General features: G+C 39.7%; 16 protein-coding genes. 3 read left to right on the top strand and 13 right to left on the bottom strand.

Annotated features, from left to right (window positions below):
- Window positions 1-193: 193 nt before the first annotated feature.
- Window positions 194-898, bottom strand: coding sequence for a purine-nucleoside phosphorylase (deoD, locus tag I6F10_RS11395; protein WP_024596283.1), 705 nt, complete (start codon window positions 896-898; stop codon window positions 194-196).
- Window positions 898-2,130, bottom strand: a complete 1,233-nt coding sequence (locus I6F10_RS11390; RefSeq protein WP_197098858.1) for a phosphopentomutase — start codon at window positions 2,128-2,130, stop codon at window positions 898-900. The genes deoD and I6F10_RS11390 overlap by 1 nt, the downstream gene beginning before the upstream one ends.
- Window positions 2,131-2,322: 192 nt before the next feature.
- Between I6F10_RS11390 and udk the strand changes: the two genes are divergently transcribed.
- The 3 genes from udk to I6F10_RS11375 all read left to right on the top strand — a co-directional run bounded on the left by udk (window position 2,323) and on the right by I6F10_RS11375 (window position 5,204).
- Complete coding sequence (gene udk / locus I6F10_RS11385) at window positions 2,323-2,955, top strand: uridine kinase (protein WP_024596281.1); 633 nt, start codon at window positions 2,323-2,325, stop codon at window positions 2,953-2,955.
- A 17-nt stretch (window positions 2,956-2,972) separates the two neighbouring features.
- Window positions 2,973-4,199: a NupC/NupG family nucleoside CNT transporter gene (locus I6F10_RS11380; RefSeq protein ID WP_039488805.1), complete on the top strand. Its 1,227-nt coding sequence runs from the start codon at window positions 2,973-2,975 to the stop codon at window positions 4,197-4,199.
- 294 nt (window positions 4,200-4,493) lie between these two features.
- Window positions 4,494-5,204 (top strand): substrate-binding periplasmic protein, encoded by a 711-nt coding sequence (locus I6F10_RS11375; RefSeq protein WP_197098857.1) that lies wholly within the window; start codon window positions 4,494-4,496, stop codon window positions 5,202-5,204.
- Window positions 5,205-5,650: 446 nt separating this feature from the next.
- Here the strand turns inward: I6F10_RS11375 and I6F10_RS11370 are convergent, their stop codons facing one another.
- The 11 genes from I6F10_RS11370 to I6F10_RS11320 all read right to left on the bottom strand — a co-directional run bounded on the left by I6F10_RS11370 (window position 5,651) and on the right by I6F10_RS11320 (window position 14,131).
- A complete protein-coding gene (locus tag I6F10_RS11370; RefSeq protein WP_002959120.1) occupies window positions 5,651-5,860 on the bottom strand; it encodes a cold-shock protein in 210 nt (69 codons plus the stop codon).
- 240 nt (window positions 5,861-6,100) lie between these two features.
- A complete protein-coding gene (locus tag I6F10_RS11365) occupies window positions 6,101-6,817 on the bottom strand; it encodes a hypothetical protein (protein ID WP_149603416.1) in 717 nt (238 codons plus the stop codon).
- Window positions 6,814-7,554 carry an iron transporter gene (locus tag I6F10_RS11360; protein ID WP_197098856.1) on the bottom strand — a complete coding sequence of 247 codons (741 nt, stop codon included), beginning with the start codon at window positions 7,552-7,554 and terminating at the stop codon, window positions 6,814-6,816. Before I6F10_RS11360 ends, I6F10_RS11365 begins: the two co-directional genes overlap by 4 nt.
- Window positions 7,541-7,894 carry a cupredoxin domain-containing protein gene (locus tag I6F10_RS11355; RefSeq protein ID WP_138490154.1) on the bottom strand — a complete coding sequence of 118 codons (354 nt, stop codon included), beginning with the start codon at window positions 7,892-7,894 and terminating at the stop codon, window positions 7,541-7,543. The genes I6F10_RS11360 and I6F10_RS11355 overlap by 14 nt, the downstream gene beginning before the upstream one ends.
- Window positions 7,887-9,200: an ATP-binding protein gene (locus I6F10_RS11350; RefSeq protein ID WP_197098855.1), complete on the bottom strand. Its 1,314-nt coding sequence runs from the start codon at window positions 9,198-9,200 to the stop codon at window positions 7,887-7,889. Before I6F10_RS11350 ends, I6F10_RS11355 begins: the two co-directional genes overlap by 8 nt.
- A gap of 26 nt (window positions 9,201-9,226) precedes the next feature.
- On the bottom strand, window positions 9,227-9,886 hold the full coding sequence (locus tag I6F10_RS11345) for a response regulator (RefSeq protein ID WP_149603412.1): 660 nt from the start codon (window positions 9,884-9,886) through the stop codon (window positions 9,227-9,229).
- A gap of 7 nt (window positions 9,887-9,893) precedes the next feature.
- Window positions 9,894-10,541: a hypothetical protein gene (locus I6F10_RS11340; RefSeq protein ID WP_039488809.1), complete on the bottom strand. Its 648-nt coding sequence runs from the start codon at window positions 10,539-10,541 to the stop codon at window positions 9,894-9,896.
- A 21-nt stretch (window positions 10,542-10,562) separates the two neighbouring features.
- Window positions 10,563-11,333, bottom strand: a complete 771-nt coding sequence (locus I6F10_RS11335; RefSeq protein WP_197098854.1) for an SDR family oxidoreductase — start codon at window positions 11,331-11,333, stop codon at window positions 10,563-10,565.
- Window positions 11,330-12,019: a TenA family transcriptional regulator gene (locus I6F10_RS11330; protein ID WP_197098853.1), complete on the bottom strand. Its 690-nt coding sequence runs from the start codon at window positions 12,017-12,019 to the stop codon at window positions 11,330-11,332. The genes I6F10_RS11335 and I6F10_RS11330 overlap by 4 nt, the downstream gene beginning before the upstream one ends.
- The gene (locus I6F10_RS11325; protein ID WP_149603411.1) at window positions 12,012-13,481 is read right to left on the bottom strand and encodes an AMP-binding protein; all 1,470 of its coding nucleotides are present in this window, start codon (window positions 13,479-13,481) and stop codon (window positions 12,012-12,014) included. The genes I6F10_RS11330 and I6F10_RS11325 overlap by 8 nt, the downstream gene beginning before the upstream one ends.
- Window positions 13,478-14,131: a thermostable hemolysin gene (locus I6F10_RS11320; RefSeq protein WP_002959142.1), complete on the bottom strand. Its 654-nt coding sequence runs from the start codon at window positions 14,129-14,131 to the stop codon at window positions 13,478-13,480. The genes I6F10_RS11325 and I6F10_RS11320 overlap by 4 nt, the downstream gene beginning before the upstream one ends.
- Window positions 14,132-14,179: the final 48 nt, after the last annotated feature.

Raw genomic sequence — 14,179 nt, 5'->3', positions numbered from 1 at the left:
AACACGTTTTTCCATCCTCAAAATAGATTCACTTAATTAAGCGAATTGGTATAAGTAATTAGAAGCTGCTACCCATTTTCTTCAGGCATAAAAAAAGCCGCATAAAATGCGGCTTTGGAGGTTAGTCTCACTTCACTTTGGGCGTGTCTCCAAAACTTAGTGAATACGTTACCAAGGAACTGTTATGTATTATTTAAGCTATTGACTCTAATGCAATTTTAACCATTTCGTTAAACGTGCTTTGACGCTCATCAGCAGGTGTTGCTTCACCGGTGATTACGTGGTCACTTACTGTAAATAATGCCATTGCGTTTGCGCCGTATTCAGCTGCAACGCCATATAAACCGGCTGTTTCCATATCTACTGCTAGCATGCCTAACTTGTCTAAGTCTTTATAGAACGAGTCGTCTGCTTGGTAGAAAGTGTCGGTTGTAAATACGTTACCTACTTTTGCTTCTATTCCTAGCTCTTTAGCGGCGTTTACACCGTTTAAAAGTAAGTCAAAGTTAGCAATAGCAGCAAAATCGTAGCCACGAACACGTGCACGGTTTACGTTTGAATCTGTGCTTGCACCTTGTGCAAAAATTACGTCACGGATTTTGATATCGGTGCCAATACCGCCACACGTACCAATACGTATAATATTTTTAACGCCAAAGCTTACAATTAGCTCACGTGCATAAATAGACATTGATGGAATGCCCATGCCTGAACCCATGATGCTTACTGGCTTACCTTTGTAAGTACCAGTGAAACCGTACATGTTACGAACACCTGTAACTTGTACTGCATCATCTAAAAAGTTTTCAGCAATATATTGCGCACGTAGCGGATCGCCTGGCATTAATACTGTTTCGGCGAAATCACCAACGTTTGCACTGATATGCGGAGTACTCATTAATTGTTTTCCTTTTTATTTGGCGTTGTTAGCTCATTTAAAAAGCTGTCGCCGTAATCAAGCGCAGATAAGTTAAACCACTGTGCCAGTGTTTGACCGATATCTGCAAAGCTGTTGCGTTCACCTAGTGGTGTGTCACTCATACCTGGTTTATATGCAATAACCGGTACGTATTCGCGAGTGTGCTCAGAACCTGGAAAGGTTGGGTCACAACCGTGATCTGCAGTGATCATTAATATATCATCTGCGTTTAACTGTTTTAGTATAGTTGGTAAATAGTCATCAAATTCTTTTAATGCTTTTGCATAACCTACTGGGTTACGGCGATGACCAAATTTTTCATCAAAATCAACTAGGTTAGTAAAGATTAAGCTATGTTCCGGTGCGCTTTTCATTACTTCGCTGGTTTTTTCTAGCAAGTTCATAAGCCCAGGTGCTTTATGCTTTTGGGTTATGCCCTGATGCGCGTAAATATCTGAAATTTTACCAATACTAATTACTTCGCCGCCGTCTTTTGCTAACACATCTAGCAATGTTGGTGCTGGCGGAAGCACTGAATAGTCGCGACGATTACCCGTTCGAGCAAAGTCTTGGCTATTTGAACCCAAAAATGGCCGCGCAATCACTCGTCCTATATTCATTTCATCAAGTAGCGCCCGTGCGATTTCGCAAACTTGATAAAGCTTCTCTAGGCCGAATGACTCTTCATGCGCGGCTATTTGAAACACGCTATCAGCTGAGGTGTAACAGATTGGTTTACCTGTTTTTACGTGCTCTTCACCTAGCTGTTCTAAAATGGTTGTTCCCGATGCATGGCAGTTGCCTAAAATGCCAGGAATACCAGTACGAGCTATAAACTCGTCTATAAATTCTTGTGGGAAACTTGGCTGTGTTTTTGGGAAATATCCCCAATCAAATAACACAGGTACTCCTGCCATTTCCCAATGACCTGATGGCGTGTCTTTTCCGCTAGATAATTCTTTAGCGTAACCCCATGCTCCTTGAGAAGCTTGGCGGTCTGAAATTAAACACGGTTCTCCACCGGCAGCTTCACATGCATCCACTAACCCAAGTTTTGATAGGTTAGGAAGCGATAATGCAGCGCCTGTTTCGTCGTAATATGCTTTTAGTAAGTGAGCGAATGTATTAGCCCCAAGATCGCCGAATTTATCTGCATCTGGTGCTGCACCGATTCCTAGGCTATCTGCCATTAAGATAATTGCTCTTGCCATTTTGACCTCACTTTGATTCTAGGTGGTTACTTTATCCGCTGATCGATTTTTCCGTACAGGACAAAAGTCCTGTTTCATAAAACCTAAACATTATAAATTTGCATTCTTAAGCGAAGCAAAAGAGATTAATCGTGTCTTTTTTGCTATTGTGATCTACCAACAATATATCCTTCTGTGTGGGTGAGAACTTTAGTGACACGAACTACTATTATAGCTATTGCAGGCGCGTCTGCGTCGGGCAAATCTCTTTTTAGCCAAACTATATACAATGAATTGGTTAATGAGCTTGAACCAGGCGCTATCGCCATTATTGAAGAAGATGCTTACTACAAGGATCAGTCGCATTTACCGATGGCGCATCGTACGCAAACGAATTACGACCATCCTGATGCATTTGAACATGCGTTAATGCTTGAGCATTTAACACAGCTTCGTAGTGGAAATTCAGTTGAAGTACCAACGTATGATTATGCACAGCATACACGTAGCGAGAAAACTCGCCGTGTGCCTGCTGCTAAAATACTCATTGTTGAAGGTATTTTATTATTGAGTGACAAAGCGCTTAATAAAGAATTTGATATTAAGGTGTTTATAGATACGCCTTTAGATATTTGCTTAATGCGTCGTATGCAACGTGATATGGAGCAACGAGGCAGAACATTACAATCTGTTGTTGAGCAGTATCAAGCAACTGTTAGACCGATGTTTTATCAATTTATTGAGCCTTCTAAGCATAACGCAGATTTAGTTGTGACTCGAGGCGGTATGAACCGCGTTGCGATTGATATAATAAAAAGTAAGATAAAATATTTACTACAAGAATAACAACGGGAAACATTTGTATGACAACATTTATGAGCTTAGTGGGCATGTGTGTGCTACTAAGCATTGCCTTTGCGGCATCAACTAATCGCAAGGCAATTAATTTAAGAACCGTTGGTATAGCATTTGCGATGCAAGTAGTTATTGGCGGTTTTGTCCTGTTTTTTGAAGCAGGAAAAAATGTGTTAACGAGCATGTCAGCAGCCGTATCGTCGGTTATTGGTTATGCAAACGACGGTATTGGGTTTTTGTTTGGCCCACTTGCCTCACAAGACACATTAGGTTTTATTTTTGCGATCCAAGTTTTGCCCGTTATCGTGTTTTTCTCAGCACTTGTTGCTGTGTTGTATCACCTTGGCATTATGGATTGGATAATTAGGATTTTAGGCGGCGGTTTACAAAAATTATTGAAAACCTCTCGCACAGAATCGCTTTCAGCAACGGCAAATATTTTTGTTGGCCAAACTGAAGCACCGCTGATAGTTAAGCCATTTATAGCAACAATGACTAAATCGGAATTGTTTGCAGTGATGGTAGGTGGCTTAGCCACTGTGGCAGGCTCTGTAATGGCTGGTTACGTTATTATTGGCGTAGATCTTAAGTATTTAATAGCAGCGAGCTTTATGGCTGCTCCAGGTGGTTTTTTAATGGCCAAGATGATTGTGCCAGAAACTGAAACGCCTAAAGATAACTTAGCTGATTTAGATTTAGATGACGAAGATAAGCCTGTAAATGTAATTGATGCAGCTGCATCAGGTGCAGCAAACGGTATGCATTTAGCACTTAATGTAGGTGCAATGTTACTTGCTTTTGTAGCGCTAATTGCACTATTAAACGGTTTATTAGGCGGTATTGGTGGGTGGTTTGATTACCCAACATTAACGCTTCAAGAAATATTAGGTTATGTATTTGCTCCTGTTGCATGGTTACTAGGTGTGCCATGGGATGAAGCAATTATAGCCGGCAGCTTTATTGGTCAAAAGATAGTAGTGAACGAGTTTGTTGCTTACTTAGACTTTATAAATTATCGCGATACGTTAAGCGCACACACACAAGCAATTGTTACTTTTGCTCTATGTGGCTTTGCTAACCTATCATCGATAGCCATTTTACTAGGTGGGTTAGGCGGTATGGCGCCTAGTCGGCGGAAGGATATCGCACGCTTAGGGCTCAGAGCAGTGTTAGCAGGATCTATGGCTAACCTTATGAGCGCAGCAATTGCTGGGTTTTTCCTCTCGCTAGCTTAGAAACTTATTGAGATGAACACCGGTGTTGCAAAACAAGAGGATAGCGCTTTAAGGGGTTAAAGCTCTATCTGACTTGAACGATACTTCACCAAGGGCCGCAAGGCCCTTTTATCGTTTTAGGCCTTCCACATTTATACACTCCCCAACCTTCAAGCTATTTAACCTTATTTATGGTTATACATAACTCAAATAAACCAATATCTTAGTAACAAAGTCACATAAATATTTTTTGTGTTTTTCGTATTTTCAGCCACACTTATATTACTTAAGCTAACCGACTAACGATCCGCTATTGTGAAATATATTCTTTATTCTCTTTTTTTAATTTGTTCTGTGTATGTTCAAGCAAAAGAACCCATCCTTGTTGTTACAGAGTTAGCACCGCCAAACCAAGTGTTGATTGATGGTGAGGTAGCAGGTGAAGGCACTCAATTTATTAGAGATATATTTGCTGAGGCTGATCTAACACCTAACATTCAAATGTACCCTTGGGCACGTGCTTATAGAATTGCAGATGAGCTTAAAAATACCTTTATATACAGCCTTGCACGCACTGTAGAGCGAGAAGACAAATTTTATTGGATAGGACCTGTCGGACGTTTTGAACTAGGCTTTATTGGCCTATCAGAGCGAGATGATCTTATTATAAACACTACTGAACAAGCCAAAGTGTACAAAATTGCTATGCAGCGTAATGACTTTTCAACACAAACCCTCGCAAAACTGGGGTTTGAAGTTGTTTTAACCTCTGATATTCAAAAGTCATACTCTTTACTACTCGCTAAAAAAGTAGATTTAATTGTAGATGATCCTTTATATATGAAGCAGATGAGCGACTACCTAAAGCTCAAACCGGCACACTTAAAGTTTATTTATAAAATAGATGAGCTAACAATTGATGCTTATTTAGCTGCGAATAAAAAAACAGATATGCATTTAATAGAAGCACTGCAAGCTGCTTTTTTAAAAATAAAGCAAAAAAAAGGGCTCCCTTATGAAAGATAAATCATTGAAGGTAAGTATGCTTATGGGCGACAAAATCATCTTTCATTTTTAACTTTTTATATTCTTTGTTAAATCGCTTTATGACACACAACTACTTACTTATTAAATTCGATGCAATTTAGCATGCGCACAAATAGGTAATTTTTGCAGCCTTACAGCACCTTTCCCACTTTATAGTCAAAGGTTCCAGCTGATGCATTACTGTAAATATGAGCCAAAAATTAGATCTATTTTCTTTTTAAAAAATTATAAGAAGAGAAATGGGCGGTATTAATCACAAGCTTAAACTCACTTGCATTAACACAATTGCTTAAAAGAATGGCTTAGAAGAATAGAAAAACAAATACTAGGAGGGGCTAATAACAGGCGTTGCTTGGTTTATGTCAAATTTCAGACACAAAAAAAGCGCCTTAAGCGCTTTTTTTCATTTTACTTAAAAAGTAAAATTATACAGCTGTGATGTTATCAGCTTGTGGACCTTTTTGACCTTGTGAAAGAGTGAACTCTACACGTTGGCCTTCAGCTAAAGTTTTGAAACCTTCGCTTTTGATTGCTGAGAAATGTGCGAAAACGTCTGGGCCATTTTCTTGCTCGATGAAACCAAAACCTTTAGACTCGTTGAACCACTTAACTGTACCTGATACGATGTTAGACATTGTAATATCCTGATATAAAATAAAAAATATGCTCATAAGAGCGGGTGTAGCAAAAAATGAGATGGTACTTTAAAAACTTCAGGACGGTACTACAAGTATTACTTATACAACATCGAAATGGAGATTTATAGCTTACATGCTTTCTTTCTAGCTGCAGCCCACTATATAGATTTTTTAAAATATGTCAAGTACCTATCTATAATCAGAGTGATAAACAACCAAAACCGCTTTCCTTGGTTATTAAAATTCAAATTCTAATGCGAGCCTAAAACTATGATTTTTTTCTGATTGGCTTATCTCAGTGATAAAACCCGCTTCCCATTTTAACTGCTTTTGTCCATCAAAACGCTGCAAACCTATAAACCCAGGCCCTATGCCAACAAAGTCTTCTCCTACGTACACCTCAATAGATGGCTGAAAAGCAGAACGATATCGATAGCGATATTGCGCTCTAAACTCACTTTCCCATTCATTTTGAATATCCTGCCCCCACTCGTACACTAAAAAGGCATTCATAGTTAAGCTTGTTTTACCAAACTCTTTTTCTATCACAAAACCCGTAGTTGCTTCATACACATCTTCATTATGTTTTTTTTCAAGCTCAAATAATGCCCCCCAATCGGCCCATAATTTACCTTGCTCAATCAATTGCCAGCGTAGTTCAAGCTCATAAGCTTCTAAACCAAAGTCGCCGTTGTCATCTCGCTCACCAACTAAATAGCCTTCTAGTGCCATTGTATCGTTAATAGCACCGCCACCACCCAAACGCTGCGCTAGTATGTTGCCACTATCTGTTTGGTGCGACACTAACCGCCATTCAAACTCTCGCTCAAAAGGTAAAACATAGGGGTGATATACCTTATCAACAACAATTCCATCGGCCTTTGCTGGGGTTGAAAGTACCAACAAACAAAAAACGGTAAAGCTAAGCGCTAAATATAGGTTGAGTGCTTTCATACACGTTCCTTAGAAATTGAAGCCGAAATAACATAACAAAGTGATAAAAATATCACGCTACTTGTACTATATATAAGTACACTCATTAGATCCGGGGTAGCCTCGTAACCAACCAGGGCGCGCAGTACGCGCCCGAGTTCAGAGTTTTCGCTTAATACATCGCGTAAATCCCACACGGTTGCGGTGTTGGTAATTAAGTCTATTTGGCTTGCAAAATCCAGTGCAACTAATAACTTAGCCGCGCTGTTAAAAGCAAGCAAAGTAAAAAGCGGATACATACCAAAGCGGTGCTTAATTGCATTCATTAAAAAGTACAGCAATACGCTAAAACTTAAACAAATTCCAACACCTAATAAAGTGCCAATAAATAAGCTTTGCCCTGCATCATTACTTTGCCAAAAACTGGTGAGGTAAATAATATAGTGGCTTAAATACAATGTTATTGTGCTTATAACAGCAATATAAAAAGCCGCTGATTTTTGTTTTATTGCAAATACTAATACGGCTATAAATATAGTAATACATAGCCCTATTTGTGAGTACTCTAGCCCTTGGTGTTCAAACCACTGGCTCACCCATGATGCACTTTGCATGTACATAAACGACATGAGCGCGCCAATTAGTAAAGCAGATCCTATTTTTAAAGCGCTTTGTTTTTTAACCACTTGTAGTAGCACTAATAAAATAGCCACAGGTAGTAATTGATTAAGACTCATAACTAAACTAGTTATTAGCATGCTGCGCTTCCTCATCACCAACTATTACAACGCCCCTTGCTGTATTGGGCGAAAACTCACCAAAAAATTCGTAATACCCTTTACTAAGCGGCCCTATATAAATAATGCTTTTACGGTTTGGGTAGAGTACTTTTTCTCTGTTTAGATCAAAGCTATCAAACTCTTCTGGTGTGCTATCTTGGTTTTCTATCAATAGTTTTACTTTTTTATTCGCGGGAATGGTAATTTGCGAGGGATAAAACAAATGATCTTTTAAAATAATAAGGTACTCTTTACTCGCCGCATTGAACGACAAAAATAGCAAACAACAAAGGCACCGATTAAATAAACGTTTAGTCACTTTTCACTCCTGTAAAAGTAACCTTAACGGTTAGTCCGCCTAAAGGGCTATTCGCTAAATGAATAGTTGCGCCATAAATAGCAATTATGTGTTGAACGATCGCCATACCTAAACCGGCACCTTGCTCGCCTGATGGATGCTGATCGCCACCTACGCGATAAAAACGATTGAATATTCGCTCTTTTTGCTCTTCAGTCATACCCGCACCAGAATCATCAATTTGCCAACTAAAGCCGTTATTACTTGATACTAATTTAATTATAATTTGACCATTTTTGGGTGTGTACTTTATGGCGTTGCTAAGTAAATTAGCGATGAGTGTGGTTAATGTAAACTCATCACCATTAATAACAAAATCATCGCCTTCAAGGCTAATGGTTTGGTTTTTTTCATCTATTTTGTCGTATTGCTCCGATACGACTTGCTGAGTAATCGTTAGCAATGATTGTTCGCTAAATTGCCTCTGCCATTGTTCAGGCTGAGTGCGTCCTAAAATTAGCATTTGCTCAACAATATTACTTAAGCGATTAATGCCCTGCGACATAGCTTGTAATTCTTGATGGTCTTGCAGATTACTTTGTTTATTAGCCAAATTATGTACATTAATTTTTAAACTACTAAGTGGGGTACGTAATTCGTGAGCTGCATCTGAGGCAAAAAAGCGTTCTCGTAAGTAGGCCGTTTCTACGCGTTTAAATAAGTCGTTTAAACGATTAATAACCGGTTTAATTTCCTCGTCGGTTACTTGCCAGTTAATTGGCGTAAAGTCGTTCGCTTGGCGAGACGCCAACTGCTTAGATAATCGGGTAAGAGGGGCTAATGCGTATTTAACAAAAAAGCTAATAAAAATAGCAAGCAGAGGGACTGCCCATAGCATTGGTAACATTGCAGATAAAATAACGGCTTCAGCTAATTCAAACCGCTTTGCCATAGGTTCAGCAACAATGACTTTACGGGTGTTTTTACTCATCACAAATACCCGCATACGCTGCCCTGCTACATTGGCCGTTTGAAAGCCCTCGCTAAAACTAATTTGGTTATTCGTTAAACTCGATGAGCCACTAAGTAAATTATTATTTTGCCAAATTTGATACAACAACTGAGCGCTATTATTACTTACTTGTACTGCATCTGTGCTTAGTGCCAATGGTTGCTCAATTAAAACGCCAGCCACTATTTTAAGTTCATCATCAAGCAAACTTTCGCCGTGGTGCATACTTTTTTGATAGCCTTTTACTAATGCTAAAAAGCAAGTTAGCACCATCATTGAAAGTAAAATTAAGGTCAGACGTTTACGAATTGACATTTTCAACCTCGAAAAACAAATACACTCTAACGTTTACCAACCACGTAGCCAATGCCACGTAAGGTTTTAATAAAATCACTAGGGAATTTTTTACGAAGATGATGAATATGCACCTCTATGGCATTAGAGCCGACTTCTTCACCCCATTGGTAAAGTTTGTTTTCGAGTTGTTGTTTTGATTGTACCCTTCCCTGATTTTCCATCAGCGCTTTTAAAAGCATGTATTCTTTTCGAGGTAGTGCAAGTGACTGCCCACTTAGCTTAACTGTATGAGCAGAGGTATCCATTACTACATCACCACAGCGTAATAAGCTTGATTGTGTTTGATTAATGCGCCGGCTTGCTACACGTAAACGGGCAAATAGCTCAGCGGGGTCAAACGGCTTTGCAAGGTAATCATCTGCCCCCATATCGAGCCCTTGGACTTTGTCGTCAATACTGCCGCGAGCAGTTAAAATAACCACCGGTATTACTTTTTTTTGTGCTTTAATATGCTTTAAAACTTGCGAGCCGTCGCCATCAGGCAATCCTAAATCGAGAATAACAAGCTCAATATCACCACTAGAAAGGCACTCTAAGGCATGTTTTACAGTGCCACTGTGCTCTACGCTGTAGCCCTCTTGGCGCAAAGAGCGAATAAGCCCTTGCGCCACTAAATGATCGTCCTCAACGAGTAATAAATGCATTATGTGTTTATCTTTTTAATTTTTTATCTACTTTTGCCAATAACTGACTTATTGCTTGTTGACGATATTTATCTGCTTTTGCCCGAGTATCACGAATCCCAGCAGCTTGTGCTACAAGTAGTCGCGCTTTAGCTTGTTTATAATCGCCTTCATCATACAAGTATTCACCGTATAAGTAATTAGTATCAATGCCTTCGAGATTAAAAGCGAGCGCTTGTTTAAATAATTTTTCAGCTTTGTCATCATCACCAAAACCAATTGGCCAGCCAGGTACTTTGCTATAAAGCGTTGCAAGGCTTGCGTAAGCGGAGCCATTGAGTGCAGTGCCATCAATCGAGAGTGCATTTTCGAGTGACGCTTTTGCTTCTTTTGCTAAACCAAGTGCGCCCAAGCCCCCTTTTGCGCCAGCAAAACTAGCTAACACAATGCCATTCCAAATATGTGTTTGCGCTGAGCTTGGATAGTTTTTAACAAATAATGCGCTTTGCTCACTCAGTTGCGTAAACGCGTCTATTTGCGCATCGTCTTCAAGTTCGTAATTAGCAATTGCCCACTTTTGTTGAATATCGGTTAAGTCTTGCGCTTCATCTGCGTGTACTGCAGTTGCAAATACAGAGGTTAGTATTAAATAAAATGCGAGTGTAAATTTATACATAATTTTGCCTTTGTGTGTTTGTTAACTTAAAAAACGTTTAATTTTAGGAAGTTGCTTTGCAATAGCGTTATCAACAACGCTTGGGAATACGCCATTTATGCGTGCAAATAATTTTTCAGGAAAACCAATAAAGCGCCTTGTTTGGTTTGAACTTATAAGAGCTAATAACTCTTGAGCAACTAATTCTGGCGAGTCCATTTTATTGCCGAGCTCTTTATTCATTGCCCGCGCTTTACTGCTATTAATGGATGTATCTGTTGCTCTTGGTGCTAAATAGGTCACTTTAACGCCTGAACCATTCAACTCACGTGATAACGCTTCTGTAAAGCCACGTAAGCCAAATTTACTGGCGCAATAAAGCGTTTGAAACGGGTAGCCAATACTGCCAAACGATGATCCCACGTTAACAATGGTGCCTTTGGTATACGCTAACTGCCCTAAAAATAGCTGGCATAATTTAATAGGCACCGACAGATTAGTAATGAGCATATTATCTATTTGCTCATTACTTGTGTGCTCAAGGCTTTGCATTGTATTTATACCGGCGTTATTAATAAGTAATTTAACGCCGCCGAGTTGCTTGGCTTTTATTGCTAGGTTAATACGTGCTGTATCGTCGGTTAAATCGCCCGTAAATATTTCACTGTCTGGGCATGCACGGCTCAGTTTTTCAAGGGCTTGGGTATTTCGCCCTACAAGTAGTAACTTCCACCCTTTTGCATATAGGGCTTTAGCAATCGCTTGCCCTATTCCGCCTGTTGCACCAGTGAGCACACACAAAGAACTACTCATGCCAATTTGCCTTGTACACGTGCTTTAAAAAATGGTTCGTCATCGAGTCCACGAAATATATCGCCGTATAAACGATAAAAGCGCTTTGCACCATGAAGTATGGCTTGCTGATCCGCCTCGTCTGTTATTTGGTTCATTAGGTTTTCAAAAAACTTTACATGCTCTATATCAAGTGCGCCGTGAGAGGTTAAATAACTAAATGCTTTTTTAGGTAAGCCCACAGCATTTGCAATGTTTGAAGCGGCGCCATCCGCAAGCGCTATAGAAGTGCCTTCAAGCACATGCACCATGCCAAAAAAGCTCAACGGATTTTTACGTGCAATGGAGTCGTACGCATACGACACCATCATTTCGGTAGCAAATTGCGGCTGACTACACCGTACTGTTTCTTTGTCAAAACCACAGGCTGCAATGTCATTAAGTACCCACTCTTGATGACCAATCTCTTCTTCAATATATTCTGCGACGGCTTCGCGCAGCCATTCTTGATCGTCGGTTAATCGTGCACCAACCGACATCATTAATGGCACAGTATGCTTAACATGATGATACGCTTGCGCTAAAAACGAGGCGTATTCTTCAAGTGATGCTTCGCCTTTAAAAACACGCTGAATAATAGGCGCTGCAAGCAGATAGTTTTGCTCTTGTTTAGTTTGCTCTTTAAGGGTGTTAAAAAAATCACTCATTAATTACTTCTCCAAGTCGGTAAAATTGATCAAACACAGCATGGTACTGCTTACTTATGGCATCTCGTTTTGGGCGATTATTTGTGGTTAATAATCCTTGTTGCACACTTAATGGGGCAGCTAAACGATGCCACTTTTGAATTCGTGCATAGTCGGGTAGTTGTTTATTAATTGTCTTAATGTACTGCGCTAACACTGGGTTACTTAGCTTTGTATCGGCGTAAATAATGGCACTGAGAAAAGGTCGCCCCTCACCAAACACAACGGCTTGTAAAATACCGCTTTGACTGAGTAATAGTGATTCAGGCCACTCGGCACTGATGTTACGACCCATGCTGGTAATAATTAGGTTTTTTAATCGGCCTTTAATAAATAAAGTATTTTGACGCTGCTCTACTAGATCACCGGTTGCATACCACTGGTCTTTGTTGTGAGGTTGATGGTTTAAGTAACCTAAAAACAAATCGCCTTTTATAAAAAGCTGGCCATTTTCAATTTTGGTTTGAATATGAGGTAACACAGAGCCGGCACTATGGATGTTATCGTTTGTGGGTGTATTTAAACTAACGACAGATGCCGCCTCAGACAGCCCATAACCTTGGTACACCGGTAAGTTTAAGCTACGTGCTTTTACTATTAGCATTTCGCTGACAAGCGCACCACCTACGGCAATAAACTGTAACGAACTAGGCGGTTGCCACCCATCTTCTGCAAAAGTAACTAAGCATGCTAATAGTTCAGGCACTAAAATAAGCGTATTTGGCTTAACTTTATCAATCGCAGCTATAAGCTGTGCGGGCTGTTTTAATGCAGTACCAACAAAGCCTAATTCATTTAACGGCATTAAATGCACTGTACCGCCACTTTTTAAAGGGGCATACACACCGGCTATATTTTCAAGCAATACAGCAAGCGGCAATAAACATAAATGCACAGGCTTTTTAATATTAATTTTATCGCACAGAGATTGAGCTACCTGCATTTGACTCTTTGCAGATAAACACACGCCTTTTGGTTGCCCAGTCGATCCTGACGTAAATGTTACTTTTTGAGTATCTGGAAAATAACTGACGGGTTTAGCTACAACGATTTCGTAAATATATAATGTGTAACACTCAAATAAAGTAATTGATGCAGTCGGCTCCCCAAATACAGGGGTTAGCGTGTCGCTCATAAATACATTAGCGCCGCATTGCCCTAGTACATATTGAGTTTGTTGTTCACTAAAAAAGTGAGCAATTGGCACAGCCACTTTACTAGAAACTGCAGTAGCGGCATCAATAACAAGCCAAGCTGGCGTATTATCGAGCTTATAAGCGATACATTTGCCGTTAAAACTTTGTAGTATTTTTACTACTTTTTGTATTTGCTGATTAAACTCATCCACGTTAATTTCAAGTGTTTGCTCTTTATTGTGGGCAATAATTAATGGCGATATTGCATGGGTATTATAGTAATTCATACATTCACCAACGCATTTACCAAAGAATTGATATTTGAGTGATTTTGCTGCATCAAACTATAAAGCATTGGGGTATTTAATACCTGTTGGTGAGCTTGCTCTAAACTCACAACGCATACGGTAGGCTGATTAGCGTAGTAACTTCCCCAACTTAGCGGATGCTCCACAACAAAACTGTTTGCCACAGCAATTTCAGTGCAGTTAACGCCTAATAAGCGCAGCAGTGCACGTACTTTTTTAGTGGCGCAAAATACTAAATGTTTTGCTCCTACACTTTGCAGGGCTTCATTAACAACAATAAAATGCCCAAGCGTTGCTTTGCGATGTGTAGAGCATAGGTTGCCAAGCTCAAATACTTTATTACGCTGTGTGTTCTCAGGTAAAAAATGCTCAATGGGCTGTGCTAAGTATTGCTCTATAAATAGAGGAGCTGTTGCTTGCCTTAAACCCAAAGTGCATTGCCCTTCGTTTGTCGTGTATTGGCAAAGTAATGGCATAAAAGAGGTAAGCGTGGCGTTATAAGCGACTAAAAAACCTTCTTTAACTGTGTTTTCTAACGCACTTCTATGCTCATCATTAACGCGAGCACTCACAAAGCGTGAGTTATTTTGAATATAAACGGGTGATGAAGGTAGGTGTGCTAATTGCATAAACATCGCTCATATAAAGTGTATGCTTGTAACTTAGCGAGCGAAACT

Origin of the sequence: Pseudoalteromonas sp. SWYJZ98, from assembly GCF_015864495.1 — a bacterium.
GTDB lineage: Bacteria > Pseudomonadota > Gammaproteobacteria > Enterobacterales > Alteromonadaceae > Pseudoalteromonas > Pseudoalteromonas distincta.
The sequence above is the reverse complement of the archived record's forward strand: the minus strand, read 5'-3'. Positions and strand labels throughout refer to the sequence as shown.

Excerpts from the sequence above, each read along its gene's own strand:
- I6F10_RS11335 (WP_197098854.1), bottom strand. The coding sequence starts at position 11,333 with ATGAGTAGTTCTTTGTGTGTGCTCACTGGTGCAACAGGCGGAATAGGG.
- I6F10_RS11350 (WP_197098855.1), bottom strand. The coding sequence starts at position 9,200 with ATGTCAATTCGTAAACGTCTGACCTTAATTTTACTTTCAATGATGGTG.
- I6F10_RS11365 (WP_149603416.1), bottom strand. The coding sequence starts at position 6,817 with ATGAAAGCACTCAACCTATATTTAGCGCTTAGCTTTACCGTTTTTTGT.
- I6F10_RS11390 (WP_197098858.1), bottom strand. The coding sequence starts at position 2,130 with ATGGCAAGAGCAATTATCTTAATGGCAGATAGCCTAGGAATCGGTGCA.
- I6F10_RS11320 (WP_002959142.1), bottom strand. The coding sequence starts at position 14,131 with ATGCAATTAGCACACCTACCTTCATCACCCGTTTATATTCAAAATAAC.
- I6F10_RS11330 (WP_197098853.1), bottom strand. The coding sequence starts at position 12,019 with ATGAGTGATTTTTTTAACACCCTTAAAGAGCAAACTAAACAAGAGCAA.
- I6F10_RS11340 (WP_039488809.1), bottom strand. The coding sequence starts at position 10,541 with ATGTATAAATTTACACTCGCATTTTATTTAATACTAACCTCTGTATTT.
- I6F10_RS11325 (WP_149603411.1), bottom strand. The coding sequence starts at position 13,481 with ATGAATTACTATAATACCCATGCAATATCGCCATTAATTATTGCCCAC.
- I6F10_RS11360 (WP_197098856.1), bottom strand. The coding sequence starts at position 7,554 with ATGCTAATAACTAGTTTAGTTATGAGTCTTAATCAATTACTACCTGTG.
- I6F10_RS11380 (WP_039488805.1), top strand. The coding sequence starts at position 2,973 with ATGACAACATTTATGAGCTTAGTGGGCATGTGTGTGCTACTAAGCATT.
- deoD (WP_024596283.1), bottom strand. The coding sequence starts at position 898 with ATGAGTACTCCGCATATCAGTGCAAACGTTGGTGATTTCGCCGAAACA.
- I6F10_RS11345 (WP_149603412.1), bottom strand. The coding sequence starts at position 9,886 with ATGCATTTATTACTCGTTGAGGACGATCATTTAGTGGCGCAAGGGCTT.
- I6F10_RS11370 (WP_002959120.1), bottom strand. The coding sequence starts at position 5,860 with ATGTCTAACATCGTATCAGGTACAGTTAAGTGGTTCAACGAGTCTAAA.